This is a genomic window from Paenibacillus hexagrammi, assembly GCF_021513275.1.
In the GTDB taxonomy this organism is placed as follows: domain Bacteria; phylum Bacillota; class Bacilli; order Paenibacillales; family NBRC-103111; genus Paenibacillus_E; species Paenibacillus_E hexagrammi.
Map to the genome: position 1 here is coordinate 1,892,594 of NZ_CP090978.1, position 26,323 is coordinate 1,918,916.

Annotated in this window: 21 protein-coding genes, 1 other RNA gene and 1 pseudogene; 22 read left to right on the forward strand and 1 reads right to left on the reverse strand. The window is 49.3% G+C overall.

Annotated elements, in window-relative coordinates; all coding sequences use genetic code 11:
- The 3 genes and pseudogenes from L0M14_RS08110 (at window position 1) to rnpB (ending at window position 2,472) form a co-directional block, all read left to right on the forward strand.
- Window positions 1–756, forward strand: a complete 756-nt coding sequence (locus L0M14_RS08110) for a tRNA (adenine(22)-N(1))-methyltransferase (protein WP_235122849.1) — start codon at window positions 1–3, stop codon at window positions 754–756.
- A pseudogene (locus tag L0M14_RS08115) lies at window positions 732–1,840 on the forward strand (Nif3-like dinuclear metal center hexameric protein). The gene L0M14_RS08110 and the pseudogene L0M14_RS08115 overlap by 25 nt, the downstream one beginning before the upstream one ends.
- Before the next feature lie 206 nt (window positions 1,841–2,046).
- An RNA gene (rnpB, locus tag L0M14_RS08120) (RNase P RNA component class A) lies at window positions 2,047–2,472 on the forward strand.
- 104 nt (window positions 2,473–2,576) lie between these two features.
- Here rnpB and L0M14_RS08125 read toward each other — a convergent pair.
- The gene (locus L0M14_RS08125; RefSeq protein WP_235121662.1) at window positions 2,577–4,484 is read right to left on the reverse strand and encodes a S8 family peptidase; all 1,908 of its coding nucleotides are present in this window, start codon (window positions 4,482–4,484) and stop codon (window positions 2,577–2,579) included.
- Window positions 4,485–4,643: 159 nt separating this feature from the next.
- On the opposite strand from L0M14_RS08125, the gene L0M14_RS08130 reads away from it, so the two are divergent.
- From L0M14_RS08130 to L0M14_RS08215, 19 genes are all read left to right on the forward strand, one after another.
- Window positions 4,644–5,144: a YpuI family protein gene (locus L0M14_RS08130; RefSeq protein ID WP_235121663.1), complete on the forward strand. Its 501-nt coding sequence runs from the start codon at window positions 4,644–4,646 to the stop codon at window positions 5,142–5,144.
- 87 nt (window positions 5,145–5,231) lie between these two features.
- Window positions 5,232–6,326: a glycoside hydrolase family 15 protein gene (locus L0M14_RS08135; RefSeq protein WP_235121664.1), complete on the forward strand. Its 1,095-nt coding sequence runs from the start codon at window positions 5,232–5,234 to the stop codon at window positions 6,324–6,326.
- A gap of 50 nt (window positions 6,327–6,376) precedes the next feature.
- Window positions 6,377–6,592: a DUF1540 domain-containing protein gene (locus L0M14_RS08140; RefSeq protein WP_235121665.1), complete on the forward strand. Its 216-nt coding sequence runs from the start codon at window positions 6,377–6,379 to the stop codon at window positions 6,590–6,592.
- Window positions 6,593–6,617: 25 nt separating this feature from the next.
- Window positions 6,618–7,043 (forward strand): hypothetical protein, encoded by a 426-nt coding sequence (locus L0M14_RS08145; protein ID WP_235121666.1) that lies wholly within the window; start codon window positions 6,618–6,620, stop codon window positions 7,041–7,043.
- A gap of 320 nt (window positions 7,044–7,363) precedes the next feature.
- The gene (locus tag L0M14_RS08150; RefSeq protein WP_235122850.1) at window positions 7,364–8,656 is read left to right on the forward strand and encodes a hemolysin family protein; all 1,293 of its coding nucleotides are present in this window, start codon (window positions 7,364–7,366) and stop codon (window positions 8,654–8,656) included.
- Between the two features lie 251 nt (window positions 8,657–8,907).
- Window positions 8,908–9,630 carry a lytic transglycosylase domain-containing protein gene (locus L0M14_RS08155; RefSeq protein WP_235121667.1) on the forward strand — a complete coding sequence of 241 codons (723 nt, stop codon included), beginning with the start codon at window positions 8,908–8,910 and terminating at the stop codon, window positions 9,628–9,630.
- Between the two features lie 153 nt (window positions 9,631–9,783).
- The gene (locus L0M14_RS32325) at window positions 9,784–10,524 is read left to right on the forward strand and encodes a cysteine desulfurase family protein (RefSeq protein WP_260115450.1); all 741 of its coding nucleotides are present in this window, start codon (window positions 9,784–9,786) and stop codon (window positions 10,522–10,524) included.
- A 4-nt stretch (window positions 10,525–10,528) separates the two neighbouring features.
- Complete coding sequence (locus L0M14_RS32330; RefSeq protein ID WP_350340492.1) at window positions 10,529–10,963, forward strand: aminotransferase class V-fold PLP-dependent enzyme; 435 nt, start codon at window positions 10,529–10,531, stop codon at window positions 10,961–10,963.
- Window positions 10,960–12,165 carry a tRNA uracil 4-sulfurtransferase ThiI gene (thiI, locus tag L0M14_RS08165; protein WP_235121668.1) on the forward strand — a complete coding sequence of 402 codons (1,206 nt, stop codon included), beginning with the start codon at window positions 10,960–10,962 and terminating at the stop codon, window positions 12,163–12,165. The genes L0M14_RS32330 and thiI overlap by 4 nt, the downstream gene beginning before the upstream one ends.
- A gap of 39 nt (window positions 12,166–12,204) precedes the next feature.
- Window positions 12,205–12,882 carry a TerC family protein gene (locus L0M14_RS08170; RefSeq protein WP_235121669.1) on the forward strand — a complete coding sequence of 226 codons (678 nt, stop codon included), beginning with the start codon at window positions 12,205–12,207 and terminating at the stop codon, window positions 12,880–12,882.
- Window positions 12,883–13,058: 176 nt separating this feature from the next.
- The gene (locus L0M14_RS08175) at window positions 13,059–15,485 is read left to right on the forward strand and encodes a DUF7408 domain-containing protein (RefSeq protein WP_235121670.1); all 2,427 of its coding nucleotides are present in this window, start codon (window positions 13,059–13,061) and stop codon (window positions 15,483–15,485) included.
- Window positions 15,482–16,435: an ABC transporter ATP-binding protein gene (locus tag L0M14_RS08180; protein WP_235121671.1), complete on the forward strand. Its 954-nt coding sequence runs from the start codon at window positions 15,482–15,484 to the stop codon at window positions 16,433–16,435. The genes L0M14_RS08175 and L0M14_RS08180 overlap by 4 nt, the downstream gene beginning before the upstream one ends.
- Complete coding sequence (locus tag L0M14_RS08185; RefSeq protein ID WP_235121672.1) at window positions 16,410–17,240, forward strand: ABC transporter permease; 831 nt, start codon at window positions 16,410–16,412, stop codon at window positions 17,238–17,240. The genes L0M14_RS08180 and L0M14_RS08185 overlap by 26 nt, the downstream gene beginning before the upstream one ends.
- A gap of 36 nt (window positions 17,241–17,276) precedes the next feature.
- Window positions 17,277–19,232 carry a coiled-coil domain-containing protein gene (locus L0M14_RS08190; protein ID WP_235121673.1) on the forward strand — a complete coding sequence of 652 codons (1,956 nt, stop codon included), beginning with the start codon at window positions 17,277–17,279 and terminating at the stop codon, window positions 19,230–19,232.
- Between the two features lie 35 nt (window positions 19,233–19,267).
- The gene (locus L0M14_RS08195) at window positions 19,268–20,257 is read left to right on the forward strand and encodes an AAA family ATPase (RefSeq protein ID WP_235121674.1); all 990 of its coding nucleotides are present in this window, start codon (window positions 19,268–19,270) and stop codon (window positions 20,255–20,257) included.
- Window positions 20,258–20,388: 131 nt separating this feature from the next.
- Window positions 20,389–21,177: a DUF58 domain-containing protein gene (locus L0M14_RS08200; protein WP_235121675.1), complete on the forward strand. Its 789-nt coding sequence runs from the start codon at window positions 20,389–20,391 to the stop codon at window positions 21,175–21,177.
- Between the two features lie 45 nt (window positions 21,178–21,222).
- A complete protein-coding gene (locus L0M14_RS08205; protein ID WP_235121676.1) occupies window positions 21,223–23,358 on the forward strand; it encodes a vWA domain-containing protein in 2,136 nt (711 codons plus the stop codon).
- The gene (locus L0M14_RS08210; RefSeq protein ID WP_235121677.1) at window positions 23,348–23,965 is read left to right on the forward strand and encodes a vWA domain-containing protein; all 618 of its coding nucleotides are present in this window, start codon (window positions 23,348–23,350) and stop codon (window positions 23,963–23,965) included. Before L0M14_RS08205 ends, L0M14_RS08210 begins: the two co-directional genes overlap by 11 nt.
- Window positions 23,853–26,312 (forward strand): VWA domain-containing protein, encoded by a 2,460-nt coding sequence (locus L0M14_RS08215; protein WP_235121678.1) that lies wholly within the window; start codon window positions 23,853–23,855, stop codon window positions 26,310–26,312. The genes L0M14_RS08210 and L0M14_RS08215 overlap by 113 nt, the downstream gene beginning before the upstream one ends.
- The last annotated feature ends 11 nt before the right edge of the window (window positions 26,313–26,323 follow it).

The following is a 26,323-nucleotide window of genomic DNA, read 5'->3' on the forward strand; positions in this document are numbered from 1 at the left end:
ATAGTCAAATTATCGAATAGGCTTCAAATGATTGCAGACAGGGTACCTAATGGCTCCAGGATTGCCGATATCGGCTCAGACCATGCGCTGCTTCCTACTTACTTGGCTAAGGATGGCAGAATCACGTTCGGAGTGGCGGGTGAAGTGAATCCCGGCCCTTTTGATGCGGCTTCCAGACAAGTATTGGAGTGCGGCCTTTCCAAAGTAATCAGTGTTCGATTGGGAGACGGTCTTGCCGTCATCGAGCCGGGAGAGGTAGATGTTATTACAATCGCCGGCATGGGCGGAAGTTTGATGGCTTCCATCCTGGATGCAGGTAAGAATAAGCTTGCCAATGTGAGCTTATTGATTTTGCAGCCTAACGTAGGTGAAGATCAGGTGCGCCGTTGGCTTGATGAGAATGGTTGGAGATTAACCTCGGAGACCATCCTGGAAGAGGATGGGAAGATTTATGAGATTTTAACAGCAGTACCGCAAAAGTCTTCGGAAGATCCGGATTTGTATCAAAGCCGAGTCTTGGACGAAAAGGTAACTCTAACGAAACAAAGACTATTGCTCATGGGTCCTTATCTAGTAGAAGAGGCTTCCGAGGTTTTGATCCGTAAATGGGAAAGTGAGCTTCAAAAGCTAGACATGATTCAAGCTCAACTAGCGCATTCTACAGCGGAAGCATCCAAGGCGAAGGCCTTAGCGATTGGAAATGAGATCAAAGAGATCAGGGAGGTGCTCGATTGCTTGCGAAAGGTCAAACGGTGATTCAATTATTTGAACAGCTGGCACCCAAGCATTATGCGATGCCCGATGATAAGATCGGTTTGCAGCTCGGCTCTTTGCAGAAAGAGATCCGCAAAGTACTCGTAGCGCTTGATGTTACGGATGAAGTTGTAGAGGAGGCGATCCGTGAAGGGGCAGATCTTATTATTGCACATCATGCCATCATATTCCGGCCGCTTGCTAACCTGCAGACGGATACTCCGTCTGGAAGACTTTATGAGAAGCTGATTAAGCACGATATTGCGGTTTATATCGCTCATACGAATCTGGATGTGGCGGAAGGCGGCATTAATGACATGATGGCTTCTGCACTGGGATTAACGGATTTGACACATTTGGAGGACGTACATACCGAAAAGCTGCAAAAGCTCGTCGTCTTCGTGCCGAAGACGCATCACCAGCAGGTGCTGGATGCCCTATTCGCCGCGGGAGCGGGTGGATCGGGCAGTATAGCCACTGCAGCTTTAACATCCCCGGGACGGGGACGTTCCTGCCGCAGGAAGGGACGCACCCGTATATCGGGGAAGCGGGCAAGCTGGAACGCGTAGACGAGGTGCGCGTGGAAACGATCGTAACCGCCAGCGTGCAGCGAAAGGCGGTTCAAGCTATGCTGAAGGCCCACCCCTACGAGGAGGTGGCCTACGACCTCTACCCGATGGACCTCAAGGGTAGAGTGTTCGGGCTCGGACGCGCCGGCAAGCTCCCGGCGCCAATGCCCCTCCGCGAGCTGGTAGAGCTCGCGAAGAAGGCCTTCGACGTGCCGGCTGTGCGCGTCGTCGGTGACTTGGAGCGGCCGATTCGCAAAGCGGCCGTTCTGGGCGGTTCTGGCGGCCGCTACATGCGGCACGCCTTGTTTGCCGGCGCCGATGTGCTTGTCACCGGCGACATCGATTACCACACCGCGCATGATGCGCTGGCGGCGGGTCTATGCATCATCGACGTTGGGCATAATGTCGAGAAGATCATGAAGCGCGGCGTGGCCGATTATCTCGCGGAACAGCTTCTCAAAACAGATACGCAGGTTCAGGCATCCCAAGTGAATACGGAACCGTTTCAATTCCTGTAGGGCTAGGTGACCAATTTCGTCCGTTGAAAGGACCATCATGTGGCTAACGATAGTCATGTGACGTCTCACCGCGTACGGGGAGCTTGAGCGGACCATCGCGGACCATCGCGGACCATCGCGAACCATCAGGAAATTCGTCCTATAATTGACATGCAAAAGCGGGTTGTATTATTTCGATAATCCTTGTATACTAGCAAATGCGCCGAAAAGTTTGACAGACAATCGCTGGCGGCAGGGGGAACCCGCCGCGAGAGGAAAGTCCGGGCTCCATAGGGCAGGGTGCTGGATAACGTCCAGTCAACGCGAGTTGAAGGATAGTGCCACAGAAATGGACCGCCGATGGCCTCAAGGCTTCGCTTTGAGCGCACAGGCAAGGGTGGAACCGTGGTGTAAGAGACCACGAGGTGCTATGGTGACATAGGACCTGGTAAACCCCACTTGGAGCAAGACCTAGTGGAACGCAAGCCGCTTTCGCAGCGGCAGCCTTAGCCCGAGGCGCGTTCGGGTTGGTCGCTTGAGCCGTGCAGCAATGTACGGCCTAGATAGATGATTGTCGCTTCTAACGTGGCAGGGGACAGACGCCCGATACGACCACACGAAGTACAGAACCCGGCTTACGGCAAACTTTTCATAACGGTCGGTTATCCGCATGGCTTCGGCTATGCGGGTATTTGCGTTTTAGCTTGATAGTTATATTTAATAGAAAATAAAGCCGAAATCACCGTTTAACTCTGAGTCAGAGTAAAGGTGAAATCGGCTTTTTTATTATTGAGCGTATTTGCTTTGAATTTGGTCGATGCCCCGCGAAGTATTTTTCTGGCCAGTAGCTGAGAGAGCTTTTGGCCTCCTGGGCAGCTTGAATGGCTTTTGCAACATCAATAAGGCCATATCCGAAATATTTATCTTTGCCTTGGTCTCCTAGATCCCGAGCCGATTGCCTGATGACTTCATACACCTCTGTATTCGTTAACAGAGGATTGGCTGACCGTACTAGTGCCGCTAATGCGGTGACGTGCGGACTGGCCATGGAAGTGCCGGATAATGCGGCATATTGATTGTTCGGGTACGTACTGGCGATACTCACTCCTGGTGCAGCTACATCAATGTAGTCTCCATAGTTGGAGAAAGGCGCTTTATTGTTCTCAGAGTCGGTAGCCGCTACGGCGAATACCTCAGGATAGGCGGCGGGGTAGCCAGGACGCTCGGTGTTGTCATTACCGCTTGCCGCAATCAGGGCAACATCTTTATCAAAGGCATAGCGGATCGCATCATGCAGGAACTCGGAATCCGCGTAGTTTCCCAGACTGAGATTCATAACCTTAGCACCGTGATCGGCTGCCCAAATGATGCCTTGAGCTACCGAATAGGTGCTTCCTGCACCTGTCTGATCCAGTACTTTGACTGGCAGAACCTTATTGTACCAGGTCATTCCTGCTACACCAAGATTGTTGTTAACAAGCGCTGCAATCACGCCTGCTACGTGAGTTCCGTGACCGACATCATCCTGCGGCGAGTCCGTCCCGCTGATGACATTGTATCCGGGCAGCAATTGGTCGCGAAGATCGGGATGCTGCAAATCTACGCCCGTGTCTACGACAGCTACCGTTACATCTTTGGCGCCGCGGTTGAGTTTCCAGCCTTGAACGGTCTCAATGAGCGGGAGATTCCATTGATAGCGGCTGTACAAATTATCATTAGGTGAAAAATTGTTGCTGTTCACAGGATTCATGTCCTGCGTAGAAGCTGTATCCGTATCATTATAGTCATTGGTTAAATAAAGGAAATGAGGCTCAACATAAGAAACGTCCCATTTTGTAAAATAATTCATCAATTGCTTGGCTTCCATCTTCCCTGCATTAAATACGTACGTATAGCCTAATTTACGAACATCGTCAGCTCCGATTTCCTTTTTCATTTGGTTTAATTGAGCCTCTGTTGGTGTACTTTTGAAGCGCACAACGACCTCATTCTGATGGTAATGGCTTGTACCTTGATTATCTTCCGGGTGATCGACGACTTTATCCTTCAGCGTATCGGTATCGACGGATTCAACTTTCCAACGATTTTCGCTTGGATAAGGCTCAAGTCGAAGGTTTTTTCGCTGATGGTCGGCGACTTGATGCAGGACGTCCTGGTGAATTACACCGACAATTGAGCCCTTTCCGCTTGAGGAAGGAACACCTAGTACGAAGAAGGTCATACTGCCCTCCCCAAACGGTGGAGATTGATATCGATTGCCTTTGTCTACATAAGCTTTAGCTTCTTTTAAGTAATTCTTAGCTTGTTCTTCATAGGAGGATTGAATGTCGCCAAAGTGGATCCCTTGGTCAAGTGCTTGATTCTTTTGTGTCCAAATTAGAATGTCCATTTTCTCATGATTGCTTCTCATTGCCGAAAAAACTTGCTCAACAGGACTTCCACCTTCAATTTGAGTAATCATCTTATCATAATCCAGCGAACATTGACTTCTGCATAGATCGTCTGTCAGCTTTACATCCTGATTTAATAAGGTTTGTTTGCTGCTAGTTTCATATTTTACACTATAGACTTCTGGTCCGGGATTGCTTCCGTTCTTCGGTCTGTCGGCGAATACAAATAAACCCAGACCCAGTACAACAAATAAGGAACAAATATAACGCCACATGTGTCACTCCGCCTCCTTTGCCTGCTTGTGTTTGCTTCTAGTGAATAGAGTTCGGCTTGGGCAGGAGTTTTATACATGATAGGTGGTGTTTTACATATACCTTTTTCCGGTCAGTTTATGGTAGGATAGGAATAATGCAATTAGAGGAGGTCTACACGTATGGCTGTTTTTAATGTAAAAAATATTTGCGAGTCTACCCGTACGAAATTAAAAGAAGCAACTGCTAAGATGGAATTATTTCTCAATCAACATTCTCTGCAGCAGTTAAACGTGGAAAACGATCCTGCTATGGATGAATTCTATCGTGGATATTTGCAAGATACCCGTCACTTGCTTGTTTTTTGTGAAGTGGCCTATGAAAAGCTAGGAGTGAGCTTGCGCCGCCCTACGTTTAACGTTGATTTTTCTGAAAAAGTTCTTTACGAAGTGTACCACACTTGTGTGAACAACTTCTTCTACCCGAAAAACGAGTGCTACTCGGAGGATGGACGCTATGCTTACACAGGGCAAGATGCGATTCGTTTCCGCAAGAAGCCTTCCCGCGAGGTTCGCGATTTGACGATTGAGCTTTCAAAGGTTTTTGAAGAATTGCGCGAAGATTTGTCTTACTATGAGACAGATTATATTACTCAGCGTCGTATGCAAGGCGAGAAAATTTAATAACTTTTTCAACCCATTCATAAACTAACAAGAGATGCCACATACAAGTGAGCATCTCTTTTCTTTTCAGATAGGAGTGTGGCTGACATGAACGAGCAGCAATTAGTTGAAGCAAGCATCCAAATTATCAAGCTTAATCAACATCCAAGGGGCGGCTATGTAGCTTCTCCCTTATTTTCCCCATATAGCTACAGCTGGCTGCGGGATGGCACGTTTATCGCCAATGCTATGGATGTCAAAGGGGAGAGGGAAAGTGCAGAGCAGTTTTACAGATGGGTACACAAGGCCTTGAAGGATAAAAGAGAGTACGTAAACCAATTAATACATAAACATGAGCATCAAATATGGATAGACCGAAGTGAATTTCTTGGAACCAGATATCATTTGGATGGAAGAGATGACCATTCGGAGTGGGGGCATTTTCAGCTTGATGGCTATGGAGCCTGGCTTTGGGGTTTATCTGAACATATTAGCTTAACTGGAAAGCGTGAGTTGCTTGATGAATTCCGCGACAGCGTGGAGTTGTCTATCGATTATCTCATGACATTCTGGCATTATCCGAATTTTGATTGCTGGGAAGAGTATCCGGACTTCGTCCATCCTGCAACCTTAGCTTGTGTGTATGGGGGCTTGAAAGCAATGGGCGAGTTGATGGAAAGACCACCCTTATTGGAAAAAGCTGAATCTATTCGAAGCTTCCTCATAGAGCACGGTACATCAGATGGGCATTTCGTTAAATCCATCCAATGCTTGAATGAAGTTTGGCAGCCGGTTCTGCCTGGTGTGGATGCAAGCCTGCTCTGGCTGGCCTTCCCTTTCCGACTCTTCTCGCTTTCGGATCCGCTTATGAAAAAAACCGTTGAATTGATTGAAGAGAAGCTGCTTCATGAGGGGATTGGGCGGTATGAAGACGATAGATACTATGGCGGGGGAGAATGGATCCTATTAACGGCCTGGTATGGCCTTGTGAAAGCGGAGAACGGAGAGAGAGAGGAAGCTAAGCGCTGCCTGGACTGGATCGTATCTAAGGCTGACTCGCTTGGAAGATTGCCTGAACAAGTACAAGACTCGCTCCGTGCGCCAGAAGCATATTCGGAATGGGTGACGAAGTGGGGGGAGCCGGCACTGCCTCTGTTATGGTCGCACGCGATGTTTCTGGTGTTATCTGACAAGCTGAAATAGGGCATACATCGCCTTCTTGACGGGCAAATTGTTAAGGGGGTGATTCGACAATGCCAGATGTTAAATGTTCAGTTGCGAACTGCGAATACTGGGCGCAGGGCAACTTGTGCAGCGCTAATTCCATTATGATCGAAGTCGACAAGCACGCTAATGCGGACTACGGTTCGGAGTTTGCGAGCGAATCCTTTGACACCGAGCACCAGGATGTTGCAAATCGCGTCGCCAATACTTGCTGTCATACCTTTAAGGCGAAGAAAAACGGGTAACGCTTCAGGTTAAGCGGAGGCAATTATGACAAAAGATGATGAATTGAAGCCAGAGACCAAAGCACGCTTTCAAAGGGAACAGCTTCGGGTAGAAGGCGGATTGAAAGAGCACGAGGAATATGCCGCCGAGCTCGCACCTTCAGCACGGAGAATACCTTACGGTGATTCTTTCACTCGATCTTCCACTAGGTCCATTCAAACAGAAGATGTATCCGATGAAGAGATGGAAGAAATGGTGCAAGCTGTCACCCGTAACAAAGCAGTCGGTTATACGGCGCTGTTGATCGCTTTGCTATCGCTTTTTGTTTGGCCTGTGGTTCTCGGTATATCAGGTGTTATACTTGGAATTTATGCTTTTTCTCTGGGAAACAAAGCCCTTGGCAGTTGGTCAATTGCGCTTGGACTTCTTGCAGTATTCGCTTATTTTGTACTCGTACCATTTTATGCTTGACAAGACAAAGCCCAAGCCGAACCTCAGCTTGGGCTTGTTGTATGTAAAAAATCTTAGTATTCCGTGTAGATCATGGTTATTAAGGGGTAATCGACCGTTCAAGCATCATTTTAGACATTTTCCTCTCGATTGCTCGTACTTTTTGGCATCAGGAGACATATTCACTTCTTTGAATGCTTAGAGTATTATTATATAATGAAAAGTGATATTTCAAAATTGACTTCAAAGGGAGGTGCACCTATACTCCTCCGAACCTGATTGAGGGGATAGGTAAGGTATTGGACGATCCTTTACCGGCAACGATACTTAGTTTTGCGGTAATGCTGTTTCTTGTTTTGCTTAACGGTTTTTTTGTTGCTGTCGAGTTTGCGATGGTGAAAGTCAGAGGAAGCCGTATTGAATCACTTGCTGAGGATGGCAACCGGAACGCCAAGTTTGCCAAAGGTATCATTCATAAGCTTGATTCATATTTGTCTGCTTGCCAACTCGGTATTACATTGACTTCACTTGGCCTTGGTTATGTCGGCGAACCAACCTTTGCCAAAATTTTAGAGCCGATGTTTAGCCCGCTTGGTTTGCCTGATTCCGTTTTTCATACGATTACTTTTATCATTGCTTTTTCTTTGATGACTACGCTCCATATCACATTGGGAGAACAATTCCCTAAAACGTATGCGATACGGAAAGCAGAGGATATCACCCTGCTGTCATCCGTGCCGATGATCATTTTTTACAAGATTATGTATCCCTTTATTTGGTTACTGAACGGAATTTCGAACTGGATGCTTCGCCGCGCAGGAATTGAGCCGACGACCGAGCATGAACTTGCGCATACGGAAGAAGAAATTCGTGTACTCATGAAGGAGAGTCACAAAAGCGGATTAATCGATAACACGGAGCTAACGCTTGTTGATAATATATTCGATTTTGCTGAAACTACGGCCAAAGAAATTATGATTCCAAGAACCGAAATGGAATGTTTATATGCCGGCCTGTCTTTCTCGGAGAACCTGGGCATTGCCATAAAGGAAATGCGGACCCGATATCCTGTCTGTGACCCGGATAAGGATAACATTGTAGGGTTTGTTCATATCAAAGACTTGCTCAAGCCTGACGCTAATCTGAAAGGGATTAAGAAGCTCATTCGTCCGATTACGACGGTTCCAGATTCCATTCATATCAGCGATTTGCTGAAGATGATGCAGAAGCGTAAGAGCCAAATGGCTCTACTGATTGATGAATACGGCGGTACCTCTGGCCTAGTTACGCTTGAGGATATTATGGAAGAGATTGTTGGTGAGATTCAGGACGAATTCGACGAAGAACGTCCGAGTATCGAAATGAAGGATGAACGCACGTTTTCTATCGATGGTCTCCTGCTAATTGATGAAGTGAATGATTATTTCGGAGTTGACATTGTATCGGATGATTATGACACCATTGGAGGATGGATCTACTCTCAAATCGAGATCCCTCCAAGTAAGAATCAGCAAGTTGCTTATGGGAATGAACTGATTTTTATCGTGGAAGAAACCGATCATTTGCGAATTTCCAGGGTGACCGTCCGCAGACAGATGGAGCAGGATGAACTTCTTCAACAAAATATTTCTTAATAAATGGGGCAGCTCCTAGTGGGGCTGTTCTTTAATTTTGTTGCTACAGGTTGGGCCACTCTGGCTTTAGTAGCTGTTCACCAAATGCTCCTTAGTTTTTCATTCAGCATTATCAAGAATTAGGGGACAGCTTCTCTTGAATGGTTAGAGGCTAAGTCGAGCATGGGTGCTATTACTTAAATTTGGGGATGGTCGTTAAGTCACAAAACGTGTACAATGAAAGCACTTATCCATATAAAAGTGAGGGAAGCATGATGAACACTAGCAGCATTGATCCCAGAGTGATGAAAGAACTCCTTCAACTTCAGCTGTTGAGTAAGATGTCGCTAATTTCAGGTGATACCAGCTCCACAAGCTCAACTGATGACTCAGGAGATTTCAGTGAGCTGCTTCAAGCTCTGATGGGACAAGCCGGAGGTACGACGGACAGTCAAGATGTTTTGTCTGGACTCACGGGTATGGCGGCTGATACGGGAAATGGGATTCCCAGTTCTATGTACGCTTTAAATCGAGCATATACGCCGCTTTCAACAACTGCATCTGCGGAGTCAGACAGCGGTTCCCAATATGACAGTATCATCGAAGCAGCAAGCCGTCGCTATGGCGTGGATCCGGCGCTTATTAAAGGAGTTATTCAACAAGAGTCCGACTTTAATCATCAAGCCGTTTCCTCCGCGGGAGCTAAGGGGCTCATGCAGCTTATGGACGGAACGGGAGCCGGCTTTGGAGTGACGAATGCCTTTGATCCTCAGCAAAATGTGGATGCAGGAACTCACTTCTTAAGTAATTTAATTAACAAATATAACGGCAATGAGGGAGTTGCTTTAGCTGCCTATAATGCCGGTCCCGGACGAATTGACCGCGTGGGCATCCGTACGGACCAGGATCTGGCGAATAAGCTTCACTTGCTTCCCAAAGAAACTCAAACCTATATCAGTAAAGTTCTCGGATATAAACAGACGTTTTCCACATGATGTCCAAAGGAACAGGCCGATGTTCGCTACTTTAGCGAATGACGGCCTGTTTGTCTGTGGGGAAACGAATCATAGAAAGGCTTGAGTTATGCTCCAATATAAGCTTTAATGATAAGGGAATATCATTGCCCAAAGAAAGGGATTTTTATCAACATGCTTTATTTGGATTACGCGGCTACAACCCCGCCATATGAGGACGTAATCACGGCTGTAGCGGAAGTGATGAGCACCTATTACGGGAATCCGTCTTCGATTCATGGACTCGGTGTCCAAGCGGAACGATTGCTGCAGCAAGCAAAAGAATCGATGGCACAGCTGCTCAAAGTATCTGCCGAAGAGCTTATTTGCACTTCTTGCGGTACGGAAAGCAACAACCTAGCGATTAAAGGAGCTGCTTACCAGTACCGACATCGCGGCAATCATCTCATAACGACTCAAATCGAACACCCTTCTGTGCTTGGGGTTTTTCGGCAGCTCGAAGCTGAAGGATTTCGAGTGACGTACCTGCCGGTTGATTCGGCCGGAACGATAAGTATGGACTCGTTAGTAGAAGCGTTGTGTGAGGAAACCATAGTGGTCAGCACTATGTTCGTCAATAATGAGACAGGGGCTGTGCAGCCCATTGCCGAGATAGGGAGATATCTGAAAGCTTATCCTAGGATCATCTATCATGTCGACGCTGTGCAAGGGATGACGAAGCTTCCTATTTCTTTAGGAGAGTGGGGGATAGATCTGTGCAGCATCTCCGCTCACAAATTTAGAGGCCCCAAGGGAGCAGGCTTACTGTTTTGCAGAAAAAGGGATCCAGCTCCAGCCCTTGTTAGCTGGAGGCGGCCAAGAACGCGGCTTGCGATCGGGTACGGAAAATCTTCCTCTCATCGTAGGTATGGCTAAGGCGATGCGACTTTCTATGGAGCTCATGCAGGAGCGGCTCGAACACGCTTATCGAATTCGTAACCGCTTGGCAGCCGGCATAGCCCGTATCTCTGGTGTGAATCTTACTGGTACGTCTGATGACAAGAAAATGGCTCCTCATATTGTACATGTGACATGTCCCGGCTTGAAAGCGGAGGTTCTTGTACATGCATTGGAAAAAAGCGGGATTTATATATCTACGAAATCTGCTTGCTCATCAAATCGTTCGGAGCCGAGCTCAGTGCTCCTGGCTATGGGATACGACCGTCAGCAAGCACAAAGCGGAATCAGAATTAGTTATGGGTTTGATCTCACAGAAGGCGAAGCGGACTACTTTCTTGATCATCTTTCCTTGGCTGTGAAAATGCTGGTCCCTGCTGCTCAGAAGTCAACATCAAGAAGGGAGAAACGTCTATGAAACCGGATTGTATGATTCTGCGCTTAGGTGAGCTAACATTGAAAGGCAGAAATCGGAGGAAGTTTGAAAAGAGCGTGCTATCCCAAATTCGCAAAGCGTTGTCCGAATTTACAAGTTTGAGGTATATTCCGGAGTATGGACGCGTATATGTGGAGCTAGGAGATGCATCCTATGAGGATGCTGCCATCAAGCTGCAGAAGGTGTTTGGACTGGCCTCATTCAGTCCGGCTTTTACGGCTCCTCTGGAGCTTGAAGCCATTCAAGAAACGGCATTAACGATCATGAAACATTTACGCAAACAGCCAGCTACTTTTAAAGTGAGTGTGCGTAGAGTCAATAAATCTTTTCCTTATGATTCTCAGAAAATGAATTATCTAGTTGGCGGCTACGTGCTCCAAGCTAGCCACGGCCTTACTGTGGACGTGCACGACCCGGAAGTTGAGCTTCGAGTTGAGCTGCGTGAAGAAAAAGCGCTGCTGTACGCCGAAGTAGAAGAGGGTGCGGGTGGATTTCCGCTTGGGACAGGAGGTAGAGCTCTGCTGCTGCTTTCCGGCGGTATCGACAGTCCTGTTGCCGGATGGCTTGCCATGCGTAAAGGCTTGGAGCTGGAGGCGATTCATTTTCACAGCTATCCCTATACGAGCGAAAGAGCAAAAGAAAAGGTAATTGATTTAGCTCGACAGCTCTCAGGCTATACACACTCCATCAAGCTCCATTTGGTGTCTTTTACAGACATTCAGACATCCATCCATGGTGTGTATAAGGATAATTTATTCGTTACGCTGCTGCGAAGGGCCATGTATCGGATCGCGGAAAAAGTTGCCGAGAGAGAGGGCTTGTCGGCCCTTGTCACCGGTGAAAGTCTGGGACAAGTGGCTAGTCAAACTCTGCCAAGCTTGAATGCCATAGGTCGAGTAGTGACGCTGCCGATTCTCCAGCCCTTAATGATGATGGACAAGAAGGAGATTGTCCGCATTGCAGAGTCGATCGGTACGTTTCCGATCTCGATCCTACCGTATGAGGATTGCTGCACGTTATTTCTTCCGCCCTCACCAAGCACGAATCCGAATATCAGGGTTATTGAGAAGATCGAGAGCAGTATGGAATTTTTGCCGGGATTGATCGAACAAGCGGTCATGCAAACGGAAACGATTCGCATTGTGTATGAGGATAAAGCGATAGCAACACAGCATTTATTCTAAACGTGAACGATTACAAATGAATGATCGGAGGAAATAAACGTGTGGGATCAGTTGCTCTTGTTCTTGCAAATTATGCTAATTAATATTGTGCTTAGCGGAGACAATGCGGTGGTCATTGCGCTTGCAAGTAAAAATCTGCCTGTGGAACAAAGGAATAAAGCGGTGTGGTGGGGCGCATTTGGTGCTATCGCACTAAGGTTGGTGCTTACCGTGGTGGCCGTGAGCGTTCTCAGCATCCCTTATATTCAAGCGGGGGGCTCGATTCTGTTATTGTGGATTGCGGTCAAGCTGCTTACTGACGACGACAGCCACTCAAATGTAAAGGAAGCTTCTACGCTGGGTAAAGCTATTTGGACCATCATTGTAGCCGATTTCGTCATGAGCTTAGACAATGTCCTTGCGATAGCAGCAAAGGGACAAGGCAATATGACTGTCATCATATTAGGAATTGGTCTCAGCATCCCGATCATCATTTGGGGCAGCACCTTGGTCATGAACCTGCTGCATAAATTTCCGATTCTCGTCTACATTGGAGCTGGAATACTGGGCTACACGTCCGGTGAGATGTTTGTACAGGATGATAAAATGATTGATCTATTCCTCTATCATAACGAGTATTTACATACGATCATCCCGATTGCTACGACGATTGTCGTGATCGCTGCCGGATTATTGGTCAAGCTGGTCAGATCGGGCAGAAAATCAAGCGAAGCTTAGTTCATGGAAGAAAACCGTCTATCGTTGCATGTTGCCATGCATCTAGACGGTTTTTTGTTTGTTTGCAGGGCAATAACTGTTGAATATGATCAATTGTGCTCGTTGAATTGAAACATTTTGGAAATGAATCCGTCTAGAAGGATAGATAGTTAGTGGTTATGAAGGGAGTCTATAGAGTGAGGATATTAAGTATAAAGAGAAATGTCATACTAAAAGTCTGCACCGCATGGTTAGCTGTTGCAGCTTGTTTGCAGCTCGCGCCAGGTACTGCGAGACATGCCGCTGCTGAACCTTCAGGGACCATTCAGATACAAACGGAACAAGTGTTTGGATCTGGTGTCAAATTGGGACGTTGGCTTCCTGTCCAGGTTACTCTGAACAACTCGGGAGAAGACGTATCAGGAGACCTTGCCTTTCAATCAGCCGGCATGGATGGTAACAAGGACAGCATGTTTGTGCAGCATGTTGACTTGCCACGCGGCAGCACGAAGACTGTGACCATGTTGTTACCTGGTATGGATTACTCCAAAGGGAATAATGCAATCTTACTTTATCGGGATTCGCTGGAGGATGGCAAGCCAATACCACTGGAAGGTACATCCTATTTGGAGACAACGACAATTCCGGCAGATACCGTTCAAGTAGGTGTTCTTGCCGAAGATGTGGATACGATGAACTTCCTTGCGCTGTTAAGTCAAAACGGTAAAAAGACGAATATCGTACATTTGAAGGGCAGTGATGTGCCGAATATAGCACTGGCTTTAGACAATTTCGATGTGATGGTGCTCAATAATTTTGCCTCTGATGTTCTTTCGCAAGAGCAGGTCTCTGCTATCCAAGGTTGGGTCCGCCGCGGAGGATACTTGCTTCTTGCCGGTGGAGCCGGTTATCCGAAAACAGCTGCGCCATTCGTTGATATTTCACCTGTTACCTATGAGCATACAGAGAGTATTCGTGTGCTTGAAGCTTTGGAAAAGCTGGGGGATAAAGAACTTTCATTGACGGATTCGTTCACCATCTCGAAGGCAGCAGTTAAACAGGATGCGAACGTGATAGCGGCAACCCAAGATCAAGTGCCATTATTTGCTGACATTGCGGTAGGCAGAGGGGAAGTGATGTATGCCGCCTATGATCTGGCCTTGAACCCAATGGCATCCTGGAACGGAAACCCAAGGCTTTGGGAACAAATTTTAAAAGAACCATTCGAACTAACCTATCAAGCGAATCAGAATCAAATGAAGTTCGGACCTGGTCCCTATTGGGATCTGAGTCGCGCTTTAGAATTTTTCCAATCCTTGAAGCCGCCTAGACTATCCATATTGGCTTGGGTTATGCTGGTCTACTCTGTAATTATTGGCCCCATCTTGTATGTAGTATTGAAGAGAATGGACCGCAGGGAATGGGCTTGGGTGATGATTCCGGTATTAGCCGTTGCTGTAAGTGCGGGTATCTTTCAAATCGGCTCTTCAAGCAGAGGCAGCACGATGGCGCAATTGTTTCAAACTCTGGAGCTGGACGGCACAGGCATGGGAACGGAGAAGGCGCTTTTATCTGTATTTTTGCCGAAAGGCGGAAGCCTTGAGCTGCAGCTGCCGGGGCATACACACGTAAGTCCCTTTAGAGCAGTGGATGGCAATTCAAGCCGTACTACGACAGGTCGCAATGAGCTGGTCATTGAGCAAAGGGACGGAAACTCTCGGGTTCGTATACAGGATGTACCGTATTCTTCGGTGAGTAAAATGCAGATCGATACGGACGCCCCTCTTGAAACAGGCAGGCTTGAGTATACACTTCGTTCTTTGTCCATAAATGGTGCGGAAGGCGAGATTATAAATCAGACGAAATGGGACATGTCGGACGTTGCCGTCATCATGAATCAGAATGTGATCCGGATCGGGGAATTAAAAGCCGGTGCCAAAGCAGCCTTCACTACGGCAGGAGCGGCCAACATTTCCTATGCACAGGACGCGGCTAATGTGGTTTTCCCGTACCAAGGCGGTTCTGCATCAGAAGATATCTACTATCAGCAGCGATCGATGCTAAGTTCATATTTGAATGTAAAAACGAATGCAGCAGGGGCATTTGAACCGATGGTCATCGGATGGTCCAAGGATGGAGAGAAACTATCTTTAACAAACGGAGACCAAATTCCGACGGACCGATTCACACTAATAACCCAAGAAATGAACATGAACTTTGTGACCCCTGATGGCAAAATCGTAGTACCAAGCAGCGCTCTCGTTCCACAGATAACGGATAACCATACGACCATGAATGCCATCATGTTTCAAAATGGGCCTTACATGCAGATCGGCAGCGGAGACATGACGCTAACCTATTCGTTTCCCCAAATATCCGGAGCTGTATATCAGAAGCTGAGTTTGCAAACAGAAGTCAATCAGGATGTGAAAGTGGAAATTTGGAATCGTAAGTCTCAGGCATGGGAATCGTTACCGACACAACCGGAGCTCCAATGGAACGAAGACAAATTTGCGCCTTTTGCAGGTGAGGAACAGATCATCCGCTTAAAGGTGTCGACGGTTCAACCGAATGTAAACTTCCGCATACCTGCCATTTCTCTGGAAGGGACGGTACAGTCATGATAGAAATCACGAATTTGACCAAAAGATACGGCAGCTTTACCGCTCTGGATTCGTTAACGATGGACATTGGCCAAGGGACAGTGTTTGGTTTTGTAGGACCTAATGGTGCAGGGAAGTCAACAACGATGTCCATTCTGGCAACTCTCCTAAGTCCTACTTCTGGGATCGCTAAGGTGGGAGGTTACGATGTAACGGAAAAGCCAAAGGAAGTGCGGAAGCTGATCGGCTACATGCCCGACTTCTTTGGCGTTTATGATAATTTCAAAACGACGGAGTACCTGGATTTCTATGGAGCGAGCTATGGAATTCCTCGTGCGGAGCGTCTTAAGCTAATCCCGCAGCTTCTCGAGCTTGTTAACCTGACGGATAAAGCGGATTTTTATGTGGATTCATTGTCCCGTGGGATGAAGCAGCGTCTTTGTCTGGCTCGTTGTCTGGTTCATCAGCCTGAACTGCTGATTCTAGATGAGCCTGCATCGGGATTAGATCCAAGAGCGCGCATTGAGATGCGGGAGATTCTGAAAGAGCTGAAGCTGATGGGCAAGACGATCCTCATCTCCTCTCATATTTTGCCGGAGCTCGCCGAAATGGTCGATGAAATTGGTGTGATTGAATATGGCAAGCTGATTGCTAAGGGAAAGGTCGCAGACATCCAAAACCGAATGAAGGCGAACCGTGTTTTACATATTCGCGTTCTACAGCGGCAGGAGGAATGTGCCCAATTTTTGAAGGGACAGCCCCAGGTTACGATGGTGATTACCGATGAAAAAGGAGTTCACGTTCACTTTGGAGGCTCGGATGAAGAGCAGGCGGCTTTGCTGGCACAATGCTTGCAGATGAGCTTTCAGATCGTGTCTTTCAGTGAGGCTATGACGAATCTCGAGGATGTATTTCTGGAAATTACAAAAGGAGGCGGAGCGCACGATGCAGCGCAGAATCAATATGATTAATCCGGTCATGGAGAAAGAATTCAGACTTCGCATGCGTACCGTGCGTTCACCGATTTCGATTTTGGTTTATCTGTTTGTTCTTAGTGTTCTGGCGTTAGGTTTTGCTTATATCAACATGGGGCAGTTATCGGGAGGCGTTTTGAGCACGAGAACAAGCAGTGAGCTGTTTTACTTTTTAAGCGGGGCACAGCTTGTACTGATCTCATTTATGACACCGGGACTTACGGCTGGAGTAATTAGCGGCGAGCGGGAGAAGCAGACGCTCAACATTTTGCTTACAACGCAGCAAAGCTCTTCGACGATTATTCTTAGCAAGCTGTTCTCTTCACTGAGCTTTATGCTGTTGACTGTCCTTGCTTCAATGCCATTGTACAGCATCGTGTTCCTATATGGCGGCGTCTCTCCGTGGCAGCTGTTGTCTGTGTTCTTGTTCTATATCTTTACCATGATCGTACTCGGAACGGTAGGCGTATTCTTTTCTACGATGTTCAAAAAGACTGTGATCTCGGTCATTACAACTTATGGATTTGTTTTGTTTGCTTACGGATTTACAGCCTTAGCAGGCTTATTCTTCGCTCAATTGTCACGGAACGGTATGAATGAAGAGGTGCTCTCATATTTTCTGAGCGTAAATCCGATGGCTGTATTGATAAGCTTAATGGTGCCTGAGGCTGCAGGACAATTTTTCCAAAAACATTCTTGGCTGCAAATGTGGCACATTTTCTTTGCGGCATACGCGATTATATCGGTGCTGCTCTTGTGGCTCAGCATTCGTCACTTGCGGCCTATCACGAAGAAGAAATAAGTAATCCAGTATTAGGGGAGAAAGGAGCGTATTCCTATGCCAAATTTAACACTTCGGGCTCACTTGCGTCCTGTGAAACGTAGATTATGGATGAACTTGGGCGTTCAATATGGACTCACAAGTCTAAGTTTAGGTTTGTTGGCTGCATGCGCGTGGATGGTCATGGCTCGTATCTTCCCCATTACGGATTACCGAATATGGGCTTGTGCGAGCTGTACTGCATTTCTCGGGATGGGTTGTATATGGTTTTATCGGAATCGTCCTGGAGATGCTGCAGCTGCGAAATGGCTGGATAGGAACGGCTTGGATGACAGGGTGCTTACGGCGCTCCAAAGCGAAGATCAAACCACCGTTTTCGCGGTGCTGCTTCGTGAGGATGCTGAACAAGCGGTAAGTAGCTTTGTCAGCAAGGATTTAAAGAGCCGCTTGAAAGTGCGAATTGGAGCTATTCATTGGGTTTCGGCGTCGTCGTTATTAGCAGCATTTGTTCTGATGCTCTTTATTCCTAATCAAATGGATACTTACTTGGCCAATCGGCACAAGCAGCAGGAATGGATGGAGAAGCAAAGTAAGCAGGTGGAAGCGTGGAAGGAAGACTGGAATAAAAAACCATCGGATTTATTGGAATCCAAAGAAATAGGAGAAGCTTTGCAGATATTGCAAGATAAGCTTGACCATACGAAGCTTTCAATTGAGGCGCTTCATGAGATGGAGCAGGCGATGAAAAAGCTGGATGCAAGTATCGCTAAGCTCGAGAAGAAGCAGCTGCAGAGTAAGCAGTGGGCTGAATCGTGGCAGCGTACAGAGGCACTGCGACAAATCGGGCAAGCGTTTCAGTCGCGGCAATCCGATCGAATTCGCTCGGCAGTTAGCCAAGCAGGCGAACGGATTGCAAGAATGACACCGCAGCAAAAGCAGCAGCTTGCCAGCGAGCTGGAACGGCTTGCTTCAGCAGCTGCCGCGCCGACGCAGGAAGAGGAGCAGCAGCTGCGCACGCAGCTCAAGCAAGCTGCCGCTGCGCTGCGTGGCAGCGGAAAGGCTGATGCTGCGCTGGAGGAGCTCGGCGCAGCATTAGCCACAGCGGGCGCTGATGCAGAAGCGCTCGCTCAGGAGCAGTCGCAAGCGGCAGCTCTCGCCGCGAAGATGGCCGCCAACGCACTGCCGGAGGCACGCGAGCTCGCGGCAAGCGGCGGTCAGCCTGGCGCTGCCTGGGACGCGGGCGGCTTAGCCGAGCGGCTTGCAGCAGGCGCGGGAGCGGGAGCGCAAGCAGGCGGAGCAGGAGCGCAAGCGGGCGTAGCAGGCGCGGGAGCAGGAGCGCAAGCGAGTGGAGCAGGAGCGGGAGCGCAAGCGGGCGGAGCAGGCGCGGGAGCAGGAGCGCAAGCAGGCGGAGCAGGCGCGGGAGCGCAAGCAGGCGGAGTAGGTGCGGGAACGGGAGCGCAAGCAGGCGGAGCAGGCGCGGGAGTAGGAGCGCAAGCGGGCGGAGCAGGCGCGGGAGCAGGAGCGCAAGCGAGTGGAGCAGGCGCGGGAGCAGGAGCGCAAGCAGGCGGAGCAGGCGCGGGAGCGCAAGCAGGCGGAGTAGGTGCGGGAACGGGAGCGCAAGCAGGCGGAGCAGGCGCGGGAGTAGGAGCGCAAGCGGGCGGAGCAGGCGCGGGAGCAGGAGCGCAAGCGAGTGGAGCAGGCGGGACGCAGGGCGGCTTCGGCGCAGGCACTCGCGGGCTCGTCTCGACGCCGCGGGAGCGGAGCGGTTCGGGCAGCACGTACGTAGATGGGGGCCCATTGAGCAGCGGCGGACATGGAAGCCAAATAAGCGCTGGGGAATCCGCTCCCGCAATGGACGGAGCATCGAGGCCTTACGAGGACGTCTATGCGGAGTATGAAGCAGAAGCATCCCAGTCGATGAATCGTTCCGACTTGCCGCAGCAAGTGCAAAGTTTAGTTCGGGATTATTTTTGGAGATACAGCCACAACGATAACAGTTTGGAAAATGGATAAGCAATTTATTATTTAACGAAAGGAGTGCACAGATAATGCTGGAATCAAAGCAACAGCTTGAGGATTGGAGCAGAGCAATAGCAGGCATACGTGAGGAAATAGGACGAGTGATCGTCGGCCAGCAGGAAGTCGTGGAGCAGCTTCTCTGGTGTTTGCTGGCAGGCGGTCATGCACTGCTTGAAGGAATTCCCGGTTTAGGTAAAACCATGCTCGTCAAAACGGTAGCGGATACGGTTGACCTGAGCTTTTCCAGAATTCAATTTACGCCTGATCTCATGCCTGCCGATATCACCGGAACGAATGTGATTCAATTTGGAGCACAGGGAGATAATTCCTATCGGTTTCAAAAAGGACCGTTGTTCGGCCATGTCATCCTCGCGGATGAAATCAATCGGGCAACACCGAAGACACAGAGTGCTTTGTTGGAAGCGATGCAGGAGAAAACAGTGACGGTTGGTTCAGAGACCTATCGCCTGCCGTCTCCATTTTTTGTGCTGGCTACGCAAAATCCGTTGGAACAGGAAGGGACCTACCCGCTGCCTGAAGCGCAGCTTGACCGATTTTTACTCAAAATCGCAGTCAGTTATCCCACGAAGGAGGAGCTTAAACAAATCGTGCTTCGTACAACCTTGGCGATTGTGGAGCAAGCAGAGAAAATAATAGATGGCGCTCTTCTTACAGACATTCAGACAGGATTAAAGGGAGTAGTCGTTGCCGAGGACACGTTGGATTACGCTGTTCAACTGCTGATGTGTACGCATCCTCAGGAGAGTGAGTCACCGGCGATGGTGAAGCAATATGTCCGCTTTGGTTCAGGTCCGAGAGGCGTGCAGGCTATGATCGCTGTGTCCAAGATCAGGGCGTTCCTGGCCGGCAGATACCACGTTTCCAAGCAGGATATTGCAGCTGTTGCGTACCCTGCGCTGCGTCATCGGCTGATGCTTAACTTTGAAGGACAAGCGATGGATATATCCCCGGATTCTATTATTGGTACCATTATCGAACATTTGGAGAATAGCCGATGAAGTCTGAATCCCGGACTCCGCTGTTAGATGCTCCTATGCTCCATCGGCTCGAGCAGCTCAGTATAGCCTCCAAAAACAGAATTCGAGGCGCAATGCAAGGAAAAAGACGTTCTACTGACAGGGGGACATCGATGGAATTTGCGGATTATCGGTTGTATACCCCGGGGGACGATCCGCGCCGACTGGACTGGCATGTTTATGGGAGGACGGGTAGACCGTTTATCAAGCTTTTTATGGATGAACAGGAGCTGCATGTGCATGTATGGCTGGATGCTTCCAAATCTATGGATTTTGGAGGCTATTCCTATTCATATTCTTCACAGGCGCCGCTGACCAAATGGGACTATGCCCGGCAACTCGCTGCCGCCATTGGATATATTTCACTCAGCAGGTACGACCGGGTGTCCGTCTCCACATTTGTAGATACGATAACGGGGCAAGTCAAGCAGCTGCGAGGTAAGGGGAGCGTTCCGCGATTATTCGAATTTCTTGAAACAGTAGAAACGAATGGAGAGGGAGACATAGGAGCCGTTTTCAAGTATTCGGGCCAGCTGTACAGACAACCAGGCATGACTTGGCTCTTTTCAGACTTTATGTATGAAGCGGGCGTGAAGGAGTCTTTGAAGTATCTTCTCGCAGCTCGGCAAGAAGTGGTCGTTGTGCAAATTCTGACACCTGAAGAAATAACTCCTTCCTTAACCGGAGAATTAAAATTGATTGACAGCGAATCAGGACAGTCCAAGGAGGTTGCCATGACCGAGAGAGTGCTGCAGTCATACCGTCTGGCTGTAGAGGAGCATACCCTAGATCTGAAAGCATTTTGCCATGAGCACGGGATCGCTTGCTTTCTAGCGGTAACGGATACCGACCCTGTTGCTTGGTTGTGGAATGAATTACAGAGCAGCGGTCTGATTCGTTAAATAGAGTAGATCATTGTGCGACTTCAATGAGAAAGGGGGATTCCTTTGCACTTCGCGTCCTTGAACGCGCTTTGGTTTTTATCGGCGTTGCCGATCATTGCCGGCTTGTATTTGTTAAAACGACACTATCTCGATAAGGAAGTGCCCAGCCAATTGCTATGGAAGCGTGCGCTGCAGCAGCTGGAAGCCAATCGTCCCTGGCAGCGACTGCAAAAGCAGCTTTTGTTGTGGCTGCAGCTGTTAGCTGCTTTGCTCATGGTAGGAGCCCTGATGAAGCCATTCGTGCCTGCTTGGGACCACGCTGCGGCAAAACCGCATGTTTGGTTTGTTTTGGACGCATCAGGCAGTATGCAGGCGTTAACGGGAGTATCGACGCGGATGGAACAGGCGAAGCGTCAAATTCTGTCATTTGCCAAAGAGCATGCAGCCTATAGCACCTATTCATTACTTGTCATTAAAGATCAGCCCCATATTGCATTGCAAAATCAGTCCGATTTGAAATTGCTGGAGGAAGCGCTAAGTGAAGTTGATCCGAGCTACGGCCATGCAGCTTATATGGAGACGCTTTCTCTTGCTTCTGCGCTGACTCGGGATGAGAAAAATGCGGAGGTTCGCGTTTATTCAGACTGTGAATGGACAGAATCAGCAGAAGGCATTGTGTTCTCGGTTCCGGTTACCGTTGAAAAGCTGGACACATCGAACTCTGCTGGGAATGTGAGTATTCTGCAATTTGGTGTCAATCATTCCTCTGAAGGTGATGAGGAGCAAGCTGTTGCCGTTTATAAAAATTGGGGCGCTGAGCCTGTAAGCTTTCGCGCAGCCTTATATGCAGAAACAAAGGCACCTGTCATTCAGCAGGTTATGCTTCAGGCAGGCGAGCAGCAGTCCATGTATTGGAATCATCTATCGCCGGCTTCGTATTATCAGCTGCAAATCGATTCGAATGATGCTTTAGAGATGGACAATATTGCGTATGCGTTTGCCGAATATAGAGAACGCAGGCGTGCGTTATATGTGGGAAAGGATAATTTGTTTCTTGAAAAAGCGCTGTCCTTGGCAAAAGTGGATGTAATCAAAAGCCAACGGGGGGCTGACGGGACGTATTCGTTGCCAAGCGGGAGGGATCAGGATCTTATTATTCTAAACGGAGTCATGGATAGCGAGATTGCCGGAAATGAGTGGGGCAAGATGATTCGTGAGGAGCCTGTGCTTTCCATTCCGCCTGCTGATGATACACAAGGTGCTCTGAACTCAGCCTCTGCAGAACCTCCTTTTCAGTTGACGGACCACCCCGTTACTCGCCTCCTGCAATGGCAGGATGTCCATGTGTCCAAGATAGGACATGCTGTTTTGAACACTTCTTCTACCGACCTAACTTGGGCAAAAGCAATTATTTCAACGCGTAATCAGCCGCTTCTTCTAGCTGGGGAACAAATGGGGGTTTCAAGGCTGTTGTTTGCCTTTTCTCTAGAACAATCGGATCTGCCGCTGCGCGCGGAATTTCCGATTCTTATCCAGAATGCTGTTTCATGGCTGACGAATCAAGCGGGAGGTAATCTGGGACGCAGGACGGCATCAGAGCAATTGGAAATGGCCATATCTCCGGAATCGGTTAAAGCTGAGTGGCAGAGGGTATCATCCCCCGAAATGCATAGACCGGAGGGGCAGCGGCTGTCTGCAACGGATGAAACTAGGAATGCGGGGCAAGTAACAGATGCATCTGAAATTTTGGAAACACGACGATCCTCTAGCCCAAGTAAATCGAAGAATGAACAGCATGCAGGTGTCTCGGCTGTAACGAGTGATGACCGGGCGATGTCAGATTCAGAGGAAGTACATCCTATTGGAAAAACAGTAAATGGACTGTCCTCTGTACAAAAAGTCCCCGCTATACCAGGCTTGTACAAGTTTGTTGAATATGATCGCTCAGGAGCAGTCATCCAATCGAGGTTGCTTGAGTCGATTCTAGACCCACGGGAATCCCGCATTGGGACAACCGTAGATCTGAAGCTAGTTACTGACAGTGAGCATGTAGGCCCAGCGGTAGGAGCTGACAGCCCGTCCCTTCTTACTTCAAGTGATAAGGAGTCAGCATCGAATGCGTCGATGATGACGTGGATCACAGCCTTTATTCTAGCGCTTCTTCTCGTGGAATGGGAGGTGTATAGGCGTGGGTATTAATTGGGAAAGACCTTGGCTGCTGCTGCTTCTTGTGCTTCTACTCTTGTATACATGGTTGGTATGGAAGCGAGCACCTCGCTTATACGGGGTACGTAAATACATTGTCTTCACATTGCGTTTTTTCCTGCTTTTGCTGCTCATATGCTGTCTAGCAGGGACTCAGGTTTTTACTTGGCAGCACAATCGCAGTGTTGTGTTTGCCGTCGATCGATCGGATAGTGTAAAAGCTCAAAGTACACTAGCGAGCTGGATTCAAAGTGCTGCGCAAACAAAAGCCGCCGAAGATGTAACAGGCGTGGTATCCATTGGATTGGATGCGGCGCTGGAGACAGCAGTTTCGAATCGTTCCTTGGAAGACTTCAATTTTACGACAAAGATGAATACTCAATTCAGCAACATTGCGGAAGGCTTGCAGTTGGGGGCCGGGATGCTCCATACAGAGGGAGGCAAACGTATCGTTCTGCTCAGTGACGGGGGAGGAGAATGTAGGCGATATGCTGCGGCAGGGCAACCTCCTGAAGGATCTCGGAGTACCTGTGGATGTCGTTCCGATCCCGCAGCGGGAGCGCAAGGATGCGGCAGTGGAGTCGCTTCAAATACCCGATAAGCTGTTCCAAGCCGAAGGCTATACTGTGGAAGTTAGGATTCGCTCTACATTCACGGGAGGCGCAAAGCTGCGCATCTATGAAGATCATCATGAAATGACCGAACAGGATGTTGAGCTGGAAAAGGGGGAGAACCGCTTTGCTATCAAGACATTGGCCAAGGAGCCCGGTTTTCATTCGTACAAGGCGGAGCTGTATACGGAGGGTGACGAGCTGTCCGTCAATAATACTGACTATGCCTTTAGTCAAGTGGAAGGTCCGCCTAAGGTACTAATTGTGGAGGGAACAGAGGGGAACTCACGCAATATAGAGGCAGCTCTTCAATCCGCGCTGGTTCCTTATGAAACCATTCAACCGGAGCTACTTTCTAATGAGCTAGTCGTTTACGCAGGCTATGACAGCATTGTACTGAACAATGTGCCGGCTACAAGAATTCCTCAGGCGAAAATGGACATGATCGAGCGGGCGGTGCGTGACTACAGTGTCGGACTCGTGATGCTTGGCGGGGAGGACAGCTATGGACTAGGCGGGTATTTTCAAACGCCGATTGAGCGTGCGCTGCCGGTGTATATGGATTTGCGGGGGAAAAGAGAAATTCCTTCCCTCGGGATCGTGCTAGTCATCGATAAATCAGGAAGCATGTCCGGCGATAAAATGAAGTTGGCTCAAGAGGCCGCTTCTCGCACCGTCGATTTGCTAAGGGATAAGGATACGCTTGGCGTACTAGGTTTTGACTCCTCACCGGTATGGTATGTGAAGCCGCAGCAGCTGGCAAATAAAGACGAGATTATCGGTAAAATCAATTCAATTCCGGCTGACGGAGGAACTGAAATTTATTCAGCTGTCGCTGAGGCTTATACACAGTTAAAGAATGTGGACGCACAGCGGAAGCATATCATTCTGCTGACGGACGGGCAATCCTCGACAAATCAGAGCTACCAAGCGCTGGCACAAAGCATGCAGCAGCAAAATGTGACGATGTCAACGGTAGCCATCGGGACAGATGCAGACCAGACCTTGCTCAAGCTGCTAGCTGAGCTAGCAAAGGGCAGATATTACGCTGCTGTGGATGAAACAACGATTCCCGCCATTTTTAGCCGGGAGGCTGTTCTCATCTCAAGAACCTATGTGGTGAATCAGCCATTTGTCCCCTCTTTTACAGGGGGCGCGGAATGGGGCAATCTGTTTGGGAGCGGAGTTCCTGGGCTAAAGGGCTATATAGCAACAACGCCAAAAGAGACGGCAGAGGTTGTCTTATCAAGCGCTGAGCCGGATCCGATTCTGGCAACGTGGCAGTATGGCACTGGAAGATCAGCTGCGTGGACAAGTGATGTGACGGGCGGTTGGTCGTCTGATTGGGTTGCGTGGCAGAGATTTCCTGCCTTTCTTACCGGTTTGATCAAATGGACATTTCCGCAATTCCAGTCTTCCCCGCTTACCTTGACGACGCACGTGTCAGGTAATGAAGCTTCGTTGGAGGCTGAGGTAGGGGACCCTCGTTTCCATGGGGATCTCCAAGCTGTGGCAACCGATGCATCGCTGCAAACGAAGGAACTCAGCTTCATACCGACTGCACCTGGAACTTATTCAACCAGGATGCCTGTGGATAAGTCTGGCGTCTATCTTCTGCAAACCAAGCTGCTTGATACTGATAATGGACATGGAGGCGAGCCGCAGGTTGTCGGCAGCGCAACGACGGGGGTTGTTGTTCCTTATTCCCCTGAGTACCGGATTACAGACGGACAAGGGCTTACGAAGCTGAAGCAGCTGGCAGACTTAACCGGTGGCCGGATGCTGTCTCTGGAGCATCCGGAAGAGGTATTCGCCTTCGAACCCGCAGGGCAGAGGCAAGAGAAGCCCATCAGCGAATGCCTGCTGATGGCAGCACTTGCGCTGCTGCTGCTCGATATCGCAGCGCGCCGCATAAGCTGGCCGTCCGGGCTCCTTCGCCGGACGGCAGCAGCAGCTCGGGCCCGCGCAGCAGGCCCGGCTGTGCCGCCGGGCGCGCGCGATGCCCGCGCGCCCGTGAACCCGCCGCCGACGTGTGCCGTCGTCGGCGATGCCCTGGCGGAGACGCCGCTTGCGCGTCTCCGGGAGCGACAGCAGCTTGCTTCGCGCAAGCTGCATCGCCCTGCGGCGGTGGCGAAGCCCGCCGCCTCCGCGCCAGCGGCGCCGCCTTCGGCGAGCGCGCCGCTGGCGCCTGGGGCCGCTGCTGCGCAGCAGCGGCCTGGAGCCGGGCCGCCGCAGCAGGAGGGCGCGGCGCAGAGCGCTCCACCGGCGGCGGAGCGCTCTGCGCCGCCGGACGCGATGAGCCGCTTGCTGGATGCGAAGCGGCGCAATCGAAGGTGACAGGGAATATT

Bases quoted from the DNA above. Each gene is read 5' to 3' on its own strand.
- L0M14_RS08125 (WP_235121662.1), bottom strand. From the start codon at position 4,484: ATGTGGCGTTATATTTGTTCCTTATTTGTTGTACTGGGTCTGGGTTTA.
- L0M14_RS08130 (WP_235121663.1), top strand. From the start codon at position 4,644: ATGGCTGTTTTTAATGTAAAAAATATTTGCGAGTCTACCCGTACGAAA.
- L0M14_RS08135 (WP_235121664.1), top strand. From the start codon at position 5,232: ATGAACGAGCAGCAATTAGTTGAAGCAAGCATCCAAATTATCAAGCTT.
- L0M14_RS08140 (WP_235121665.1), top strand. From the start codon at position 6,377: ATGCCAGATGTTAAATGTTCAGTTGCGAACTGCGAATACTGGGCGCAG.
- L0M14_RS08145 (WP_235121666.1), top strand. From the start codon at position 6,618: ATGACAAAAGATGATGAATTGAAGCCAGAGACCAAAGCACGCTTTCAA.
- L0M14_RS08150 (WP_235122850.1), top strand. From the start codon at position 7,364: ATGCTGTTTCTTGTTTTGCTTAACGGTTTTTTTGTTGCTGTCGAGTTT.
- L0M14_RS08155 (WP_235121667.1), top strand. From the start codon at position 8,908: ATGATGAACACTAGCAGCATTGATCCCAGAGTGATGAAAGAACTCCTT.
- L0M14_RS32325 (WP_260115450.1), top strand. From the start codon at position 9,784: ATGCTTTATTTGGATTACGCGGCTACAACCCCGCCATATGAGGACGTA.
- L0M14_RS32330 (WP_350340492.1), top strand. From the start codon at position 10,529: ATGCGACTTTCTATGGAGCTCATGCAGGAGCGGCTCGAACACGCTTAT.
- thiI (WP_235121668.1), top strand. From the start codon at position 10,960: ATGAAACCGGATTGTATGATTCTGCGCTTAGGTGAGCTAACATTGAAA.
- L0M14_RS08180 (WP_235121671.1), top strand. From the start codon at position 15,482: ATGATAGAAATCACGAATTTGACCAAAAGATACGGCAGCTTTACCGCT.
- L0M14_RS08185 (WP_235121672.1), top strand. From the start codon at position 16,410: ATGCAGCGCAGAATCAATATGATTAATCCGGTCATGGAGAAAGAATTC.
- L0M14_RS08190 (WP_235121673.1), top strand. From the start codon at position 17,277: ATGCCAAATTTAACACTTCGGGCTCACTTGCGTCCTGTGAAACGTAGA.
- L0M14_RS08195 (WP_235121674.1), top strand. From the start codon at position 19,268: ATGCTGGAATCAAAGCAACAGCTTGAGGATTGGAGCAGAGCAATAGCA.
- L0M14_RS08200 (WP_235121675.1), top strand. From the start codon at position 20,389: ATGGAATTTGCGGATTATCGGTTGTATACCCCGGGGGACGATCCGCGC.
- L0M14_RS08215 (WP_235121678.1), top strand. From the start codon at position 23,853: ATGCTGCGGCAGGGCAACCTCCTGAAGGATCTCGGAGTACCTGTGGAT.